Annotated in this window: 17 protein-coding genes; 1 reads left to right on the top strand and 16 read right to left on the bottom strand. The window is 38.5% G+C overall.

Going from position 1 to position 19,910, the window contains the following annotated elements:
- Nucleotides 1-37: 37 nt before the first annotated feature.
- Entirely contained in the window at nucleotides 38-916 is an 879-nt protein-coding gene (gene dapA / locus EZ437_RS08565; RefSeq protein WP_131595313.1) for a 4-hydroxy-tetrahydrodipicolinate synthase, read from the top strand.
- A 54-nt stretch (nucleotides 917-970) separates the two neighbouring features.
- Here dapA and EZ437_RS08560 read toward each other — a convergent pair whose 3' ends face one another.
- The 16 genes from EZ437_RS08560 to EZ437_RS08485 all read right to left on the bottom strand — a co-directional run bounded on the left by EZ437_RS08560 (nucleotide 971) and on the right by EZ437_RS08485 (nucleotide 19,909).
- Nucleotides 971-1,147 (bottom strand): histone H1, encoded by a 177-nt coding sequence (locus EZ437_RS08560; RefSeq protein WP_131595311.1) that lies wholly within the window; start codon nucleotides 1,145-1,147, stop codon nucleotides 971-973.
- Nucleotides 1,148-1,401: 254 nt separating this feature from the next.
- Nucleotides 1,402-2,643 carry an aminotransferase class I/II-fold pyridoxal phosphate-dependent enzyme gene (locus EZ437_RS08555; protein ID WP_131595309.1) on the bottom strand — a complete coding sequence of 414 codons (1,242 nt, stop codon included), beginning with the start codon at nucleotides 2,641-2,643 and terminating at the stop codon, nucleotides 1,402-1,404.
- 165 nt (nucleotides 2,644-2,808) lie between these two features.
- Nucleotides 2,809-4,440 (bottom strand): cell division protein FtsZ, encoded by a 1,632-nt coding sequence (gene ftsZ, locus EZ437_RS08550; RefSeq protein WP_131595307.1) that lies wholly within the window; start codon nucleotides 4,438-4,440, stop codon nucleotides 2,809-2,811.
- A gap of 128 nt (nucleotides 4,441-4,568) precedes the next feature.
- Nucleotides 4,569-5,927 carry a cell division protein FtsA gene (ftsA, locus tag EZ437_RS08545; RefSeq protein ID WP_131595305.1) on the bottom strand — a complete coding sequence of 453 codons (1,359 nt, stop codon included), beginning with the start codon at nucleotides 5,925-5,927 and terminating at the stop codon, nucleotides 4,569-4,571.
- 26 nt (nucleotides 5,928-5,953) lie between these two features.
- Entirely contained in the window at nucleotides 5,954-6,940 is a 987-nt protein-coding gene (locus EZ437_RS08540; protein WP_225869532.1) for a cell division protein FtsQ/DivIB, read from the bottom strand.
- A complete protein-coding gene (gene murC / locus EZ437_RS08535) occupies nucleotides 6,933-8,285 on the bottom strand; it encodes a UDP-N-acetylmuramate--L-alanine ligase (RefSeq protein WP_131595303.1) in 1,353 nt (450 codons plus the stop codon). Before murC ends, EZ437_RS08540 begins: the two co-directional genes overlap by 8 nt.
- On the bottom strand, nucleotides 8,276-9,397 hold the full coding sequence (murG, locus tag EZ437_RS08530) for an undecaprenyldiphospho-muramoylpentapeptide beta-N-acetylglucosaminyltransferase (protein WP_131595301.1): 1,122 nt from the start codon (nucleotides 9,395-9,397) through the stop codon (nucleotides 8,276-8,278). Before murG ends, murC begins: the two co-directional genes overlap by 10 nt.
- 10 nt (nucleotides 9,398-9,407) lie before the next feature.
- Nucleotides 9,408-10,577 carry an FtsW/RodA/SpoVE family cell cycle protein gene (locus EZ437_RS08525; protein WP_205942672.1) on the bottom strand — a complete coding sequence of 390 codons (1,170 nt, stop codon included), beginning with the start codon at nucleotides 10,575-10,577 and terminating at the stop codon, nucleotides 9,408-9,410.
- Nucleotide 10,578: 1 nt separating this feature from the next.
- Nucleotides 10,579-11,922: a UDP-N-acetylmuramoyl-L-alanine--D-glutamate ligase gene (gene murD, locus EZ437_RS08520; protein WP_131595298.1), complete on the bottom strand. Its 1,344-nt coding sequence runs from the start codon at nucleotides 11,920-11,922 to the stop codon at nucleotides 10,579-10,581.
- Nucleotides 11,922-13,175: a phospho-N-acetylmuramoyl-pentapeptide-transferase gene (mraY, locus tag EZ437_RS08515; RefSeq protein ID WP_131595296.1), complete on the bottom strand. Its 1,254-nt coding sequence runs from the start codon at nucleotides 13,173-13,175 to the stop codon at nucleotides 11,922-11,924. The genes murD and mraY overlap by 1 nt, the downstream gene beginning before the upstream one ends.
- Nucleotides 13,175-14,632 (bottom strand): UDP-N-acetylmuramoyl-L-alanyl-D-glutamate--2,6-diaminopimelate ligase, encoded by a 1,458-nt coding sequence (locus tag EZ437_RS08510; protein WP_131595294.1) that lies wholly within the window; start codon nucleotides 14,630-14,632, stop codon nucleotides 13,175-13,177. Before EZ437_RS08510 ends, mraY begins: the two co-directional genes overlap by 1 nt.
- A 1-nt stretch (nucleotide 14,633) precedes the next feature.
- Nucleotides 14,634-16,736, bottom strand: coding sequence for a penicillin-binding protein (locus EZ437_RS08505; RefSeq protein WP_131595292.1), 2,103 nt, complete (start codon nucleotides 16,734-16,736; stop codon nucleotides 14,634-14,636).
- Nucleotides 16,726-17,139, bottom strand: coding sequence for an FtsL-like putative cell division protein (locus EZ437_RS08500; protein ID WP_131595290.1), 414 nt, complete (start codon nucleotides 17,137-17,139; stop codon nucleotides 16,726-16,728). Before EZ437_RS08500 ends, EZ437_RS08505 begins: the two co-directional genes overlap by 11 nt.
- Nucleotides 17,136-18,041 carry a 16S rRNA (cytosine(1402)-N(4))-methyltransferase RsmH gene (gene rsmH / locus EZ437_RS08495; protein WP_131596593.1) on the bottom strand — a complete coding sequence of 302 codons (906 nt, stop codon included), beginning with the start codon at nucleotides 18,039-18,041 and terminating at the stop codon, nucleotides 17,136-17,138. Before rsmH ends, EZ437_RS08500 begins: the two co-directional genes overlap by 4 nt.
- The gene (mraZ, locus tag EZ437_RS08490; protein WP_131595288.1) at nucleotides 18,031-18,504 is read right to left on the bottom strand and encodes a division/cell wall cluster transcriptional repressor MraZ; all 474 of its coding nucleotides are present in this window, start codon (nucleotides 18,502-18,504) and stop codon (nucleotides 18,031-18,033) included. Before mraZ ends, rsmH begins: the two co-directional genes overlap by 11 nt.
- Before the next feature lie 211 nt (nucleotides 18,505-18,715).
- A complete protein-coding gene (locus tag EZ437_RS08485) occupies nucleotides 18,716-19,909 on the bottom strand; it encodes a phosphoglycerate kinase (protein WP_131595286.1) in 1,194 nt (397 codons plus the stop codon).
- Between the last annotated feature and the right edge of the window lies 1 nt (nucleotide 19,910).

Here is a 19,910-nt window from a genome sequence, read left to right as displayed (position 1 = left end):
TGATAGCTTCATCACAAATGAAAACAATTTTTTACAGATGAAAAAATTTCACGGTACAGGTGTAGCAATGGTTACACCATTTAATTCAGATGGATCAGTAGATTTTAATGGCTTGAAAAGCCTGATAAATTACTTGATTGAGGGAAAGGTAGAATATCTGGTATCATTAGGTACCACCGGAGAGGCATCGACACTTAATAAGGAGGAGAAGAAGAAAATTTGGGAGTTCACAGCAGAGATTAATAATGGACGCTTGCCTTTGGTAGCCGGTATTGGAGGCAATGACACAGCGAGTATAGTAAAAGATGTAAGAGATTTTGAATCATTAGGATACGATGCAATTCTGTCTGCAAGCCCATACTACAATAAACCTACGCAGGAGGGGATATATCAGCATTATAAAGCAATAAGCGAAGGTAGTTTGTTGCCTATCATCCTGTACAATGTACCGGGCAGGACAGGTAGCAACGTTAGCCCTGAAACAACATGCAGACTGGCACATGATCTTAAAAATGTTATTGCAACAAAAGAGGCATCAGGAAGTTTTGATCAGTTTAATCAGATCATGCGTGATAAACCGGAGGACTTTCTATTGATCTCGGGAGATGACCCTATTGCAATACCTATGATTTCATTGGGCGCAGTAGGAGTGATTTCTGTAATCGGGAATGCATTACCAAAACAGTTATCAAATTTAGTTAGGTTAAGCCTGGAAGGTGATTTCAAAGCAGCCCTTCCTATTCATTTAAGTCTGATAGAATTTACACGCTTAATGTTCGCAGAAGGAAATCCTGGCGGCATTAAAGCAGCATTAAAAAACCTGGATATTTGTGACGACCATGTACGTTTACCTTTGGTACAGGTTTCGGATTCATTAAGGCAACAAGTAATAGTTGAATTGCAAGGTATATCATAAAAAAAGGTCCCGAGCAAGTCGGGACCTTTTTCATCAAAACTAAAAATAAGCTTATTAATCCTTATTTTTAGTTTCTTGAATCTCCAAACGAATAGCTTGAGCTAGATTTTTGAGGTCTTGCATACCTTTTCGCACACGAGTTCCTGCAGCACTGTTTGCTTTGTTGTAGAATTTGTCAGCATCAGCTTCTAAAGCTGCAACAAGCTCTTTTACTTCATTGAATTTTTTCATCGTTAGTTCGCTCCTTTAGGTTTAAGGTTTTGATTAATACTCTGTTACTAAAGTAAGATGTTTATTTTAATAAAAAAATTTTTGGAAAGATAAATAAACTACCAAAACAGTGTTTTTTTCCACAACACAATCGCTTACACACACTTTATGAGTGGTTTATTTTTACAACACACTGATTATCAAATGCATAGAAAGATGTAATTTTAAAAAACCACCTCCAATTAATACTAGAGGTGGTTTTTTATAATTATGTTTTACATCATTGTAATCTGGTTTTCCTTGTAATACCCAGCTTTTAATTTATCAGAAACTTCACTAAATGCATCTAACGTACGCTGTACATCTTCTAGTGTATGAGCAGCAGTAGGAATCAACCTAAGTTCAATTAATCCTTTTGGTATAACCGGATATACAACGATCGAGCAAAATATTCCATAATTCTCTCTGAGGTCCATAGTTAGGGAAGTGGCTTCCAGCAACTCTCCCTTTAAAAATACCGGAGTTACCATTGTATCCGTAACACCAAGATCAAATCCACGTTCTCTGAGTCCTTTTTGTAAGGCAGTGGCAATATCCCATAGTCTATCCCTTAATTCCGGACTATTTTTTACCAATTCTAATCTCTTCAACAGGCCGATAACCATAGGCATAGGCAATGCTTTGGCAAAGGTCTGAGAACGCATATTGTAACGAAAATAGTTTGTTAGTTCTTCTGTAGAAGCAACAAAAGCGCCTATGCCTGCCATCGACTTGGCGAAGGTACCGAAGTAAACATCTACTCCATCAATACAATTCTGCGCTTCATGCGTACCTGCGCCAGTAGGGCCCATTGTACCAAAGCCATGTGCATCATCTATCAGCAAACGAAAATTAAACTCGCTTTTTAAGGCAATAAGTTCTTTAAGCTTTCCCTGCGCTCCTGACATTCCGAACACTCCCTCTGTGATCACTAAAATTCCACCTCCGCTTACTTCAACTAGTCTAGTGGCCCTTTCTAGCTGCTTCCTGGCACTTTCGATATCATTGTGTTTGTAAACGAAGCGTTTGCCCATATGTAAACGCAATCCATCAATGATACACGCATGTGATTCCCCATCATATACGATAACATCATTTCTATCAACAAGGCTATCTATGATGGAAACCATGCCCTGGTACCCATAGTTGAGGAGAAATGCATCAGGCTTACCTACAAAGGCGGCAAGCTCTTGCTCTAATTGCTCATGATATTTGGAATTACCAGACATCATACGCGCGCCCATTGGATAAGCCATACCAAATTCAGCAGCACCTGCTTCATCGGCTTTTCTGACCTCAGGATGATTTGCCAGACCCAGATAATTATTTAAACTCCAAACCAAATGCTCTTTCCCCCTAAACATCATATGAGGAGCAATTTCTCCTTCTAGTTTAGGAAATGAAAAATATCCATGAGACCATTTATGGTGCTGCCCTATCGGGCCCATATGCTTTGCTATCTTTTCAAAAATATCCAATTTTATATGCTTTTAAGTTTTCTTATTTTTTGCGAATTTAAGTTTAATATGTCTGATATACAATCTTTGTAGATTGATTGAAATGTATACATCATTCTTTCTATCAAGCAAAAAGAGCCGTAACAAATAATTGTTATGGCTCTTTTTGTTTAAATTGACACAAGATTAGTCAACATTATCATGTAAAAATGAGTTGTTTGGTCTTATTTCTGTTGAGCCGTCTTCCTCATTACTTAAAGTAAATCTTGAAACTTGCGACTCTGATGAATGCTGAACCTGCTGAAGCTGCATCTGCTTACGTTTGTAAGCCGGTTCATTTTCCAATTCTTGTAAACCATTGCTGGTTCTCAATTTCATGCTGAGGTCTTTTAACCTCAAAATTCTTTCTTTGGATTTCTTAAGCTGGTCCTCTATAGATTCATCATTTTTATCATCATCAGCACCAACCTCTGCGATTTCCTCTTGCAGAGGTTCTACACTATTGTGAAATACTTCAGCTGGTGTTTCAAAAACAAAGTCAGTTTCCGCAACTTTGATTTCAAATTCAAATCCCTGCTCTATCTGGAGATCCTGAACAGGCTCCTCTTCAACTAAGGCATGCTTTACTATAATATTCTCAGGCTCTTCATTTCTCCTGCTTTTATTAACATTAAAAAGGTCGCCAAATAAATCAGACTGTTTCACTTCTTCTTTGGTCTTCAATACAGGCTCTAAAGACTGAATTTCGGCTTTAGGCTCGATAAATGAGTTCACGGGTTCAAGCGGTCTGATTAGCGGTGCTTCTTCCGGAGTTAACAGTGATATTTTCTTAACATTCTTTTTATCTTCCTCACGTTGCTCTTTAGTTTGGAAACCTGTAGCTATTATAGTAACAGACAATTTATCACCCAGATTTTCATCTATACAATTACCCCATATCAAATCAGCAGAAAGTCCTGCTTTCTCCTGAATATAATCTGTTATGATGGTAACCTCATCCATTGTCACTTCACGCAATCCTGAACTAATGTTAAGCAAAATATATCTTGCTCCTTCTATTTCATTGTCCTTTAATAAAGGAGAAGCTAATGCACCTTCGACAGCGTTGAGTGCTCGTTGTTCACCTTCACATGCAAAGCTTCCCATTATAGACACGCCACTGTCTTTCATTACAGTACGTACATCTTTAAAATCCACGTTTATATAACCGGGCACTGTTATAATCTCGGCAATCCCTTTAGCAGCAGTTGTTAAAATATCGTCAGCCTGTGCGAATGCAGAGCCCAAAGTTAAATTCCCAAAAATCTCCCGAAGTCTGTCGTTAGAAATAACCAGATAAGAGTCTACATATTTTTTCAGCTCATCCAGTCCGTCATTGGCCTGCATCTTCCGCCGTTTTCCTTCAAAAGCAAAGGGCGTGGTGATGATTGCCACAGTGAGAATATCTAATTCCTTAGCAGCCTTTGCTATAATCGGACTCGCACCTGTTCCGGTACCACCTCCCATTCCTGCTGTAATAAATAGCATTTTGGTGGTACTCCCCAACATTTGTTTGATATCATCAATATTCTCTATAGCAGAATTTTTTCCTACTTCTGGAATAGATCCAGCACCCATACCTTCAGTTAAGCTAGCACCTAATTGAACTTTATTAGGTATAGGGCTAAATTCCAGTGCCTGCGCGTCAGTATTACAAATAATAAAGTCTACACCTGTAATTCCCTGACGGTACATATGGTTTACCGCATTACCTCCACCGCCACCAACACCAATTACCTTGATGATTGATGACTTATCTTTTAACATTTCGAACTGCATATCTTTATGAATCAGTGTTTTAATAATAGGGTTTGCCTGTTCATCTCTCTATGTAATATTAACACTTTTTTAACAGGCGTTTTCCACATGTGTTAAAATGTGGAAAAATCACCTTTTGTTGAAAAATATTACGGTTTTATATAATCTTCATCACTAACATTCATATCATCTTTAATAAAATCTTTGGTTTTAGCCAAAAGTTTATCAAATAGTCCGCCTCCCGATCGTTTTGCTTTTTCTTTATCCTTAGGGCGCTCCACAAAAACTCCGGGCTGCTTCATTTCTTCAAGTAGTTCTTCTGCTTTCTGGATACCTTTTATAAGCAGACCAACACTTGTTGCATACATAGGGCTCTTTAGATCGTCGTAAACTGTTTTGGGCATATCCTCATATTTCGAAAGGTGCTCATTAGGATAGCCAACTCTGCAATCCAAACCGGTAACATATTCGACCAACTGTGACAAATGTTTTAACAATGCACCACCGCCAGTGATCACGACTCCACCAATTAACTTCTTCTCATAACCTGAAGATTTAATTTCATAATATACGTGCTCTATGATTTCTTCCATTCGGGCCTGAATTACATAAGCAAGATTTTTAACGGAAATCTCCTTTGGTTCCCTGCCCCTTAATCCTGGCACACAGATGATTTCATTTTCTTTATTCTCTTCAGCTAATGCCGAACCAAATCTTGTTTTTAGCAGTTCTGCCTGATTTCTCATCACGGAACAACCTTCACGTATATCTTCGGTAACACTGTTACCGCCAAAAGGTATAACAGCAGTATGTCTGATTATCCCTTCATGAAAAATTGCAATATCGGTAGTACCTCCACCTATATCCACAAGTGCTACTCCAGCTTCCTTTTCTTCATCGCTCAACACCGATTCTGAGGAAGCCAGGGGCTCTAATATTAATTCCTGCGTTTGCAGGCCGGCATTGGTTACACATCTCATGATATTTTTCACCGCAGTTACCTGACCGGAGATAATATGAAAATTTGCTTCTAACCGCACTCCCGCCATACCTATAGGGTCCTTTATTCCAGGTTCATTGTCAATAGTAAATTCCTGAGGTAAAACATGAATAATTTCTTCACCTGGGGGCATCACCAGTTTGAACATATCATCAATTAATTTATCTATATCTTTCTTTCCAATTTCATTATTCAATTCCCTCCTTGTCAGGATACCTCTATGTTGCAAACTTTTGATATGCTGTCCTGCAATACCAACATTAACAACGCGGATTTCAACATTTGATTGTCCGCCTGCAAGTTCCACAGCCTGAGATATGCCCTGCACAGTTTTTTGGATATTGGATACGACCCCCCTGGTAACTCCAGCAGATTCGGCTTTCCCTATGCCCAGTACTTCTATTTTGCCATGCTGTGTTCTCCTGCCAACGATTACACAAATTTTAGTTGTACCAATGTCCAATCCTACTACTATTGGAGACTGAATCGTTAATTTTTCTTTGCCCATAACTATATCGATTTGTTGAGATTTTATTAATTGTTTTTCCTGGTATTTGATTGACTATTTTTTTTATCCTTATTATCTTTCTGACTAACATCTGCCTTCTTTTCCACAATACCAACGGTTGATTCCTTTGCGATTTCTTCCATCATTGGTTCTTTTACAAGGGGGTCAATAACAGTGCTTGTTTTAACAGCACTGTCAGATTTAGAAGTATTAATAACCTTTCCCGAGAGAGAGTCTATTTTATTCTTTTCACAAACAACCTGATTGATATACTTAATGTTGATCGTTTTATAAGCATCCCAACCTACTTTTGGCATTGCCTTTTTATAGAATGCACGTAAATTCCTCATTTTTATTTCTAAGGAATCTGCATTTCCCAATATAATACGCTGGTTACCTACCCTGGGTATCAGTTCTATATCAGTTTTTTCATTTACAAATGCTTGTTCAATTTGGGAGTTCCATAAAGTATCCTGGCTGATATAAAGTGCTGTTTTATATAAATCGGCCGCTAGCTTGGTAATCAATGTATCTACTTTACCGCTAAAATGTTCAAGAATTTTTCCATTCGCAACCAATACATTGGCCGTAAAGTTGGGCGATACAGGCATTTTCAGACCATTTTTGTCAATATAAAAATCCTGATCGCCGGCGTTGATCACCCTCAAGATGGGTTGCCTCTGATCTATTCTGATATGAATAATTCCATCCATATCAGCGTACACCGTTGCATAAGCTATATAAGGGTTAGCTTTAATCTTCTTTTCTATCTCCTCCAGATTAACTTGCTCAAGATCCCGTCCGATTAATACACCCTGACTTTGTTTTAAAATCGCATCAATTTCTTCTCTTTCAATAAAATTATCTGCACCGGGAATTAAAATCACGACATCCTTGCAGCTTATACTTTTTTTCTTGACACCGATAAAACTCATGAGCACAATCAGCCCCCCCAAACAAATTGTCCAGGTGAAAATCTTAAACACAAATCTCCAGTTAATCCTGCTAAGCATTTGTCAATAATTTTTTAAGTGGCTCGATCAACGTATCAATATCTCCTGCCCCCACCGTTAATAATAATTCAGGCTTTTTTATCTTTATACATTCAAGTACCAAATCCTTACTACATATTTCCTTATCCGTCAGGGAGACCTTGTCCAATAGCATTCGAGAATTTATCCCTTCCAGTGGTAACTCTCTTGCAGGATAAATATCCAATAACAATAAATCGTCCGCAGTACTCAGTACTTTTGCAAAATCGTCTGCAAAGTCCCTTGTACGGGTAAATAAATGAGGTTGAAATATTACCGTCAGCTTCTTATCCGGATATAAGTGCCTCACTGCATCAAAACATGCTCGCAACTCTTCAGGATGATGGGCATAGTCATCTATATATATATGTTCAGGAGATTTTACAATGTATTCAAATCGTCTTTTAACTCCCGTAAATGAAGCTATCGCTTTTTTAATAAGTTTAGCCCTAATCCCTAAACTCAATGCCACTCCAATTGCCGCCACTGCATTCTCTACATTATGTTTTCCGGGCAACGAAAGGCTCAGGTCTTTAATCTTAGTATAACCATCTTCAAAGTCAAAAACAAAGTTGCCGTTTTCAATATGGATATTAGTGGCCTTTAAAGATGAATTTAAATCTGCGCTGTAAGTAATGCCTTTTAAAGGCAATTCTTCTTTTACAAATAATTTACCACCATCTTTTAACTGACCCGCAAACAACTCAAATGATTCATTTAACTGAGCCGCATCTCCGTAAATATCCAAATGATCAGCATCCATAGACGTAATCACCGAAATATCCGGGTGAAGTGTCAGAAAAGAACGATCATATTCGTCCGCTTCGACTACGACGACGTTATTATCACCAATCAAAAAATTACTATTATAATTTGTACTGATACCACCCAGGAAAGCTGTACAGCGGTAACCGGTATGTGTTAATACATGCGCAATAATACATGAAGTAGTAGTTTTGCCATGCGTACCCGCAACAGCAATACAAAACTGCCCTTTACTAATAATCCCCAAAACTTCCGACCTCTTTTTTAAAATGAAGCCATTGTCCTTAAAATAATTTAATATTTGAGAATCCTTAGGAATAGCCGGGGTATAGACAATCAGGGTATCATCATTCTTATCACGAAATGAAGCAGGCAATGCAGCATGATCATCTACGTAAGACATTAAAATCCCCTCATGCTCCAAAGTAATAGTAAGATTGGTAGTTGTTTTATCATACCCACAAACCACGCAGCCACGATTTATAAAATATCTGGCAAGTGCGCTCATCCCTATCCCGCCAGCACCGACAAAATATACTTTTTTAATATCATCTAGTTGCATTCCTTCCCCCTTTCCTTTGCTAAATCCAGGACTTGCTGAGCAATAATATCATCAGCATCTGATAACGCCATCTTACCAATATTATCAGCAAGTGTTTTACTTCTCTGCTTATCCTGGAGTAAACTTAAAGCCTCAAAAACGAGTGTGTCTTCAGCTGATCTGTCTGCTATAAGGAGTGCAGCATTGTTTTTTACCAAGGCTAAAGCATTTTTAGTCTGATGATCTTCGGCAACGTTTGGAGACGGAACTAAAATCACAGGTTTTTTAATTATACACAATTCCGCAATTGTTCCAGCACCAGCTCTTGATATAATTAAGTCGGCTGCTGCATAAGCCATATCCATTTTATTTAAAAACTCCAAAATTCGAACATTGGGATGAAAATCCAGCCCTAAACGGTCTATGATATCTTTATAATAAAATTTGCCTGTTTGCCATATTATCTGTACGTCTTGCTTTAACAATTCCGGCAAGTGCTTTTCAATACTTTTATTAAGTGTTCCTGCGCCCAAACTACCACCGGTTACCAGAATTGTCTTTTTTAACGGATCCAGTCTCAGTAATTCAGCACCTGCGTGATGCTTGTTTAAAATATCTACAACTTCCTTTCTTACTGGGTTGCCTGTTTTCAGTATCCTGTCAGCCGGGAAAAACTGTTCCATATCATCAAAGGCCACACAAATCTTATGCGCTTTTTTCCCCAGCCATTTATTAGTGACACCTGCATATGAATTTTGCTCCTGTATTAAATAAGGGATGCCTTTTAATGAGGCTGCAAACAAGATTGGTCCAGAGGCATATCCGCCAACTCCCACAACTACATCAGGCTTAAATTCACTTAACACCTGCATCGACTTTCTCATACTTCCAAATAGCTTAAAAGGAAGGCTGAGGTTTTTAGCTATAGACCCTCTTTGGATCCCGCTGATATTTAGTCCAACAATTTTATAACCAGCTGCCGGAACCTTTTCCATCTCCATCCTCCCTATAGCTCCAACAAACAATATCTCGCATGCAGGCTCAATGCTCCTCAATGCCTTTGCAATAGCTATTGCCGGAAATATGTGTCCGCCAGTGCCTCCGCCCGAAATAATTATTTTTGTTGCTTTCATTATTATATCATTATGCCATTGCAGGTATCTCTCCTACAATGACCTTTTTATTGACGCCGTTTTCTTCAATGTCCTTACTTACACTTAAGATGATTCCAAATGCTATACTGGTAAATAAGATTGATGTACCACCCATACTAACAAGGGGCAGTGGAACTCCTGTCACAGGCCCAAGGCCAACCGCTACAGCCATATTTGCAAATGCCTGTATCGTCAAGCTAAAACTTAAGCCTGCTGCCAGCAAAGCACCGAAAGCTTTTGGACTTTGGGTTACTATTCTAACACATCGGTAGAGCAACGCCAGATACAGAACAATCATTGTTATTGCTCCTAACAGACCATATTCTTCCACGATAATTGCAAAAATAAAATCTGAATATGGATGCGGAAGGAAGTTTTTCTGTGTACTGTTTCCTGGCCCTTTGCCAAATGCTCCACCAGTAGCCAATGCTATTTTGGACTGATCAGCCTGGTACGTTTTATCGGAGTTCTGTAACTCAGGGTGAAGAAAAGAATTTACCCTCGATTTATATGTTTCAGACCTGGGCCCTAAGAATACAATAAACAGCAATAATATACCACCTCCAGTGCATACCAGTAAAATTTGCTTAATGCTAATCCTTCCTATAATGAGCAACAATATACTTACACCGAATAGCATAAGTGCAGTTGATAAATTTGCCCAGGCTATTAATGCAAAAACAACACACACCGACCCCATTATAGGAATAAATGCTTTTTTGACATCCTTTATATTATCTTGTTTTCGGGTCAACATTCTGGCTAGAAATGTAATCAACGCCAATTTTGCTAAATCAGAGGTTTGAAATGTTAATCCTATACCAGGAATCTTTACCCAACGGGCGGCATCATTAATATTAGTACCGAAAATTGCGGTATAGATCAACAAGGGAATTGTAACCAGCATCAACACTTTGGAAATACCCGCATAATACTTATAATCAAGTAAATGGGAAATATAGATCATTCCGATTCCAAGAATCACAAATATAACATGTTTGTATAATAGATATCTCTCTACAGCAATGCCCTTATTATAGGCGATAGTACCAGTGGCACTGTAAACCGTAAGTATGGATATTAAAGACAAAAGGATAATGATCAGCCATATCCAGCGATCTCCTTTTGTTTTATCCAGAATTCTATTAATTGCTACCATCTTATAACTCCTTTACTGCAATTTTAAACTGATTACCTCTATCCTCGTAATTTTTGAACAGGTCAAAGCTCGCGCATGCCGGAGACAGTAATACTGTATCACCCTTTTTTGCCAGATGGTAGGCTACCTGCACAGCCTCATGTGCAGAAAACGTATTTACAATAATGTCTACGTCATCTTCAAATGCCTCATGTATACGTTTATTGTCCTTACCTAAGCATATAATTGCCTTAACTTTCTGGCGAACCATATCCTTTAGCATATTATAGTCATTGCCCTTATCTACACCGCCCATAATCAGCACAACACCTGTACTTACACTCTCCAAAGCGTACCAGGTGGAATTGACATTTGTAGCTTTGGAATCATTAATATAATTAACACCGGATATTTTAGCCACATGTTCCAATCTGTGCGCTATATTTTTAAAATCACCCATACTTTCCCTGATGGTAGTATTTCGAATATCCAATACTTTCGCTACTATGCCCGAGGCCATAGAGTTATAAATATTATGCTTTCCTTGTAAGGCTAACTCTGTAATAGACATGGTTAATGGGTCGTTTAGGTTTATATTTATGTGTATGTTGTCATTTAAGAAGTATGCACCTTCTTCAATCTTTGTTTCAATGGAGAAGGGCATTTTTTTTGAGTGGACCTGACTTTTCTTTAACACCTTTATGATCTCTTCGTCATCGGAACAATAGATAAAGACATCACTATTTGTCTGGTTTTGGATAATTCTCATTTTTGAAGCTGCATAATTATCCAGCTTATAATCGTACCTGTCTAAATGATCTGGTGTAATATTTAATAAGACAGCAATATCCGCTTTAAAGGAATACATATCATCAAGCATGAAACTCGATAACTCAAGGACATACCATTCAAAATCAGCGTTAGCTACCTGAGCTGCAAAGCTGTTTCCTACATTGCCGGCCAGTCCAACATTAAATCCTGCATTTTTCAGTATGTGGTAGGTAAGCAACGTTGTGGTTGTCTTACCGTTTGAACCGGTAATACAAATTGTCTTAGCTGATGTATATCTTTTAGCAAATTCGATCTCTGAAATTATTGGTATGCCTATTTCTTTAATCTCCTTAATTATAGGAGCGTTATTTGGTATCCCAGGACTTTTAATAATTTCTGAAGCGTTTAGAATGTCTGAAGCAGAATGCCTGTCTTCCTCAAATGTTATATTTAATTCAATTAATTGCTTTTTGTAATGATCATCTATTCCTCCAAAATCAGACACAAAGACATCAAAACCGTGCTTTTGTGCAAGTATCGCTGCACCAACACCGCTTTCTCCAGCCCCCAGGATCACTATTCTTTCCTTTCCCATTACCTTAACTTTAATGTGATAATAGTGATGATGGCCAGCAATATCCCAATGATCCAGAAGCGGATCACAATTTTCGCTTCATGGTATCCTTTCTTTTGATAGTGGTGATGTAAGGGAGCCATCAGAAAAACTCTTCTGCCTTCTCCGAAACGCTTTCTTGTATATTTGAAATAACTCATCTGAATTATTACAGATAAATTTTCCAATAGAAATATTCCGCAAAGAATTGGGATTAACAGTTCCTTTCTTATCATAATTGCAAAAGCAGCGATGATCCCACCAATTGCCAAGCTTCCTGTGTCACCCATAAATACTTGTGCAGGGTATGAATTATACCATAAAAACCCAACGCATGCACCAACAAAAGCTCCGGCAAAGATCATCAACTCACCAGAATTTGGGATATACATAATATTCAAATAATCTGCTATTACGGTATTACCTGATACATAGGCCAGCAAGCCCAGTGTTATCCCTATAATGGCAGAGGTTCCAGTTGCTAGACCATCTATTCCATCAGTAATATTTGCGCCGTTGGATACAGCAGTTACTATAATTATAACGAACAGTAAGAAGACGAATACGGCATATTTTTCATAGCCTTCGCCCATAAATTTGAGCACTTTTGCATAATCAAATTCATTGTTTTTGTAAAAAGGAACATTAGTAAGTGTCGATTTTACATCCTGTGTATAATAATGACTTTTATCAGCTTTATTCTCCCTTAAAATCATCGGTGCAGTTGATTTTGAAACAACAGTTTCATCCACAGTCTGCCGTACAACAATATTTGGGTTAAAATACATCGTCCACCCAATAATCAGTGCAAGTCCTACCTGGCCTACAATCTTGAACCTTCCGGCAAGTCCCTCTTTGTTCTTCTTAAAAACTTTGATATAGTCATCAACAAAGCCTATCACACCCATCCATATTGTCGTAACGATCATCAGGATTACATAGATATTTGACAGATTTGCAAACAATAACGTAGGCACAAGGATACCAAGTAAAATAATGATACCACCCATTGTTGGCGTGCCCTGCTTTTGCATCTGGCCTTCTAATCCTAAATTACGCACAGTTTCACCTACCTGCATTTTTTGCAGATAATTAATCAAGCTTCTTCCATAAACCGTCGTAATGATTAATGAAATGATTACAGCCAAAGAAGTACGGAAGGTGATGTATTGAAATAGCCTCAATCCCGGGAAATCGTAATGCTGGTTTAAATACTCAAATAAATAATATAACATTAGCCGATTAACTTAAATTGTTCCAATAAAATTTCTTTATCATCAAAATGATGTCTCACACCGTTTACTTCCTGGTATTTCTCATGACCTTTCCCTGCAAGCAAGATAATATCACCTGGTTTTGCTAAATGACAGGCAGTTTTAATTGCCTCTTTTCTGTCAGAAATACTCAGCGCCTTGCGCATATTCGTTGGAGAGACCCCCTTTTCCATCTCTTCTATTATGGTCAAAGGATTTTCTGTACGGGGATTATCGGAAGTCAAAATCACCTTATCACTCCAGTCGCAAGCTACCTGCGCCATTACTGGTCGCTTAGTTTTATCTCTATCTCCACCACAACCTATCACAGTGATTACCTGTTCTGTACCTTTTCTAATATCCTGAATAGTACTTAACACATTTTGAACTGCGTCGGGAGTATGGGCATAATCTATTATACCGATTACATTTTTTGAGGAAGTAATGTATTCAAATCTTCCTTCTGCACCCGTAAGGTTACTTAAAGCTGTCAATACACTTAGCTGATCCTGCTCGAGTAACATCGCCGTACCATAGACTGCCAATAAATTATAGGCATTAAAAGAACCTACCAATTTAAAGAAGACATCAGCATCATCAATGTCTAAATGCAGACCACTAAAGCTGTTTTCAATAACCTTGGCTTTAAAGTCTGCCAGTTGTTTAAGGGCATAACTCTTCTTGGAAGCTTTGGTATTTTGCAACATTACCTGACCGTTTTTATCATCCAGATTTGTCAGCGCAAATGCGGATTTAGGAAGCCTGTCAAAAAAACATTTCTTGGCCCGGATGTAGTTATCAAAGGTTACATGAAAGTCCAGATGATCATGAGTTATGTTAGAAAACACACCTCCTGCAAAGGTCAATCCTTCAATCCTGTGCTGAACAACAGCATGTGAACTTACCTCCATAAAACAGTAGCTGCAATCAGCCAATACCATGTCACGGAGCAAACTATTTAAGACTAATGGATTAGGTGTAGTATGAGTAGCAGGAACAATACGCTCATTTATTTGGTTCTGAACCGTGGAAATCAACCCTGTCTTGTAACCTAATTTGCTGAATAATTTGAACAGTAAAGTTGCAATTGTTGTCTTGCCATTTGTTCCGGTAATACCTATCAACTGTAACTTATCAGAAGGATTGTTATAGAAATTAGCTGCCATTTTACCAAGCGCAACAGAACTTTCGGCCACCTTAATATAGGTTACTAACGCATTGACCTTTTCGGGAATACTTTGACAGACAATTACAGAAGCACCGGCATCAATAGTAGTGGCAATATAATTATGCCCGTCTGACAGCGTCCCTCTGATGGCAAAAAAAACATCATGCTCTCCCACCAAACGTGAATCAAATACCAATGCATTAATCTCCCGGTTGGTATTACCAACCAAAGTTTCTATTGTTACACCATATAATACTTCCTGCAACTGCATCTTATTGTAATTCTATTTGTACAAGCAATCCTTTTCCTATTCTATTCCCAGCTAAAATAGACTGGCCAATTACTATTCCACTGCCTTTAACCCTGGTCTTAAGACCAACATTCCCTAAAATATATAAAGCATCTTTCAGCCCCATCCCTTTCACATTTGGCATAATTCCCTTTACTGCATTTAAATCTTCGTAAGCTACTCCGTTGTTGGTGTCCACAGTATTGGAATAATCAGATCTTGAGGCATAGAGCGCCTTAATTCCAAGTGCATTATAAACTTGTTTAACAGCTTTACTCTGACCGGCTTTAGCCTCAGGATTCTTTGTATTCCCTACCAGGTGGTCAGCAAGGTTCCCGTACATTTGCATGTCACTGGCATAGATCCGGTCAGCAATCTCTTTAAATACCGGGCCAGCTACCGTAGCCCCATAATATCCATTTTTAGGACCATTGATAGCCACCATGATAGAATATTTAGGCTTGTCAGCAGGGAAGTAACCACAAAATGAGGCTTGATAACTTTTCTTGGCCTTATAGCCCTTATTACCATCAGCCACCTGTGCTGTCCCAGTCTTCCCTGCAACTCTATATAGAGGCGAACCCATCAATTTACCAGTACCTTCTGTAACCACACCTTCCAGCATTGCCTGTAATTTTTTAATGGTCTTGGGCGAGCAAATCTGATCATCAATAACCCTGGCTTTAAACTGTTTTATTGGATTACCTAGTCTTCTGATTTCTTTTACAAATATTGGTGCGATATATCTTCCGTCATTGGCAACAGCATTATAAAAGCTCAGCATCTGCAAGGGTGTTATCAGCATTTCATAACCATACGCCATTTGCGGCAGCGTCATGTTTTTATTCCAGCTCTTGAAGCTGGGATTCTTTATAACTGGGCTTGCTTCTCCTGGAATTTGCAAATCAAGTCTTTCATTCATATGGATTTTATATAAATGATCAGTAAATTCTGAAGGATTATTTTGGTAGTGCATGTTTACCAGTTTGGCAACAGCAGTATTGGCAGATTCTTCAAAAGCCTTTTTAACAGTAACTGTTCCTATTCCACCATGTGAGTCTTTAATGGTATGGCCTGGAATTCTGTAAAACCCATCACCCGTTGCGACAAGGGTATTGGTATCGACCTTATTATCTTCAAGTAAAGCCATATAGGATGCCAGTTTAAAAGTAGAACCAGGATCCTGGCTCCCACCTATGGCATAATTAAATTGTTCAGTATAAACACCCTCGCTTACACGTGTATAATTTGCAACGGCCCTGACTTCACCTGTATTAACTTCCATCAATATTACTGTACCATGGTCAGCATCACTTAATTTCAGCTGTCTTTCCAATGCAGTTTGCGCCAGATCCTGCATATTGATATCAATTGTAGATATAATATCTGCTCCTTCTTTTGGGGCAACTTCAGCCTCATCATTAATCGGCATCCAAACGCCTCCTGATATACGTTGAACTAGCCTTTTGCCACTTTCACCATTAATATATTCTCCATAAGCACCCTCCAATCCAACGCCATTACTTACATTCTCATTTTTATAACCAATTGTTCTTGCTGCCAGGTACTTAAATGGCCTGATCCTTTTGTTTTGCTGAACGGCGATTAAACCACCTGTATATTTGCCAACATTATACAAAGGAAAGGTTCTGATAATTTTTAAGTCCTGATAGCCTACCTTACGTTTGATCAGCAAATACCGTACGCTATCCCGCCTTGCAGACCTCAGATAACGTGAATATTCTTTTGGAGTTTTATCCTTAAAAAATTGTGACAGCCTCATTGCAAGGGAATCAACTTTAGCGTTGAACAGGTCATTATCTGCTATTCCTCCAGCATATGTATCCATACGTAGCTCATATTCAGGGATAGACGTAGCCAATAAGCTGCCATCAACAGAATATATGTTTCCCCTTGCTGCTTCTACGTTGATATACTTTGTAGAGAGACTATCGGCCATGGCACGCCATTTATGTCCCTCCACAAACTGTACATCGCAAAGCCTGACAAATACCGCCACGGCAAGCAACACTATCAGCCCAAAAGCCAAATAAACACGCAGTAAAATGTTTGCCCTAATATTCATTACTGTTTATTATAATTTTTTTTGGTGGCTCTGTTAATTCTTTAATACCAAGGGTATCTACTTTTTTAGCAACTTCAGTAAGTTTACTTTTAAACATCAAATCAGCTTTAAGAGACTTATATTCCCAGCTGAGTTCTTTTACTTCCTTATTTAATTTGTCTATATTCCTTATATTCTTCACCGCCATATGACTATTTGCTATATACAGCATACATAGCACAGACAGAAATATCAAAAAAGGCAACATCTCAGTTGCAGATTCTTTACTTACAGCTCCTTCGGTAAATAATTTTTTAAAGAATTGATTCTCAGGTCCAGGCTCTTTCTTAGCTTTAACCTTAATATCCATTTCTTCGTCCAACTCAGGTTCTTCATCTATATGTTCTCTAAAGTGGTTATTCATATCTTCTCCCCTATCCTCAACTTAGCGCTTCTGGCTCGGCTGTTCCGTTCTAATTCATTTACATCTGCTATTACGGCTTTTCTCGTAATTACCGTAAAAGGCTTCTGCTCATTCCCATAAAAATCTTTATCCACCTCTCCTCTAAACTTACCTTTTGCCAAAAAATTTTTCACAGGTCTGTCCTCCAGCGAGTGGTACGACATAACCACCAGTCTGCCACCACTTTTCATTACTTCGGCGGTTTGAACTAAAAAATCTTCAAGAACATCAATTTCTGCATTCACTTCAATTCGAAGCGCCTGAAATACCTGGGCCATATACTTATTTTCTTTGCCTTTGGGTATATGAGTTCCTGCAGCTCGTTTAAAATCAGCTAAAGTCCGGATAGGTTGATCTATGCGACCAGTAACCACTGCTTTTGCCAGTGATTTTGCGTTTTTAACTTCGCCATATATGCCAAACAGCTTATGCAATTGATCTTCTGAGTAGGTATTCAGCACTTCAGCCGCTGTTAATTTACCAGCTTTATCCATCCTCATATCCAGATTAGATTCAAATCTTGTAGAAAATCCCCGTTCAGGCTCATTAAATTGATGAGAAGAAACACCCAGGTCTGCAAGAATTCCATCTACTTCTTTAATACCCAGTAAACGAAGATTATTTTTAAGAAAAGCAAAATTTTGATCAACAAAATGAAAACGGGAATCCGCTATCTTGTTTCTTTGTGCATCAGGATCCTGATCGAAGGCCACTAAAACCCCATTTTCACCTAAATGCTTTAAAATTTCCCTGGAATGACCACCTCCACCAAAAGTAACATCAACATAAACCCCATCAGGTTTAATATTCAATCCTCCAATACATTCCTTTAACAATACAGGAACATGGTAATTATTCTCCATCATCCCTCCTGTTCTTATTACCCATCACTTCAGCAGCGAGCATTGCAAAATCTGCGGGGTCCTTATCAAATAAAGCTTCATAAACTTTTTTAGACCATACCTCAATCTTATCAATCTGACAGGCAAGCACCAACTCAGCATTAATTTCAATCCCGGCAGATTCCATCAAAGTTTTTGGCAAATTAACCCTACCCGTGGCATCCAAGGTCAGCTCAGTGGCCCCACGGGTAAACAATCGTACGAATTCACGCGTTTTTGGTTCGTAAGGATTTAACTTACTCAGGTCCTGAACAATTTTCTCCCATACTTTTTTAGGATAGATCACCAGATGCTTCTCAAAACCACGATTAATCACAAGTCCCTCTTGCTCAACGTTTGGCAGTTGCTTTTTTAGACTCGACGGCACCATCAGGCGACCCTTCGCATCTAATTTACAATCAAACTCTCCTAACAGTTGAACCATTTTAATACGTGCAATTTTATGTAATGTAAAAATAGGTACTTCTACCACTTTTTACCACATTACACCACAAAAAGTTTTCCACATATTAAAAGACTACCATTTTCTTCCGTTTTACCTCAAAAACACATAAAATTGTGGTGGTAGAAAGTGGCAAAAAAAACAGGCGTTTCGTTAAAAACGAAACGCCTGCCCTTAAAATTAGTCAAATTCGTTATTCATTTATTGCTTTTACTCCAGGCAATTCTTTACCTTCCATATACTCCAATAATGCTCCTCCTCCTGTTGAAACATAACTCACCTGGTCTTCCAGATTAAATTTTGCTATTGCTGCCGCCGAATCGCCGCCACCAATTAAAGAAAAGGCACCATTGCTTTGGGTGGCATCAACCACTGCTTCAGCAATTGCGCGGGTACCTTGTTCAAAATTAGCCATCTCAAAAACACCCATTGGCCCGTTCCACAACAAGGTTTTAGATTCTTTGATCGTTTTAGAAAACAGATCAATTGTTTTCGGCCCAATATCAAGACCCATCCAGTCTGCTGGAATTTGACCGGTATCAACAGTGTCCTTATTCGCTTCATTGTCAAATTTATCGGCAATAACTGTATCAAGTGGCAGGATCAGATTCACACCCTTTGTTTTAGCCTTATCTAACAGTTCTAAACATAGTGCCATTCTATCTTCCTCCAGCAAAGAAGTACCAATCTCACCACCAAGAGCCTTCGCAAAAGTATAGGCCATTCCACCTCCAATGATCAGATTATCAACTTTATCCAATAAACTTTCTATCAGCAATATCTTATCTGAAACTTTAGCACCACCCATAATTGCTGTAAAAGGCTTAACAGCTCCATGATTTACCTTTTCTGCATTTTTCAGTTCTTCAGCCATCAAATAACCAAAGTACTTATCGGTAGGAAAAAATTCTGCAACAATAGCGGTAGATGCATGTGCACGGTGTGCGGTACCAAACGCATCATTTACATAAACATCGCCAAACTGAGATAGTTTCTCCGCAAACTCCCTGTCTCCTTTTTCTTCTTCTTTATAAAACCGTAGATTTTCCAACAGCAACACTTGCCCCGGAACTAGATTTCTTCCTTTGTCGATCGCTTCTTTACTTATACAATCTTCTGCAAACTGAACCTCGATATCTAACATTCTCGACAGATCTCCAAGGATATGCCTTAATGAATACTTATCTTCTGGTCCGCCTTTGGGTCTGCCCAAATGCGACATCAAGATTACACTGCCTCCGTCATTTAATATTTTATTAATAGTTGGCAATGCTGCCCGCATCCTCTTATCATCGGTTATGTTAAAGTCCTTATCCAGAGGAACATTAAAGTCTACTCTGATTAGAGCTTTTTTATCTGCGAAATTGAATTGGTCTATTGTTCTCATA

This window comes from Pedobacter psychroterrae (assembly GCF_004331695.1).
Taxonomy (GTDB): Bacteria; Bacteroidota; Bacteroidia; order Sphingobacteriales; family Sphingobacteriaceae; genus Pedobacter; species Pedobacter psychroterrae.
The sequence above is the reverse complement of the archived record's forward strand: the minus strand, read 5'-3'. Positions and strand labels throughout refer to the sequence as shown.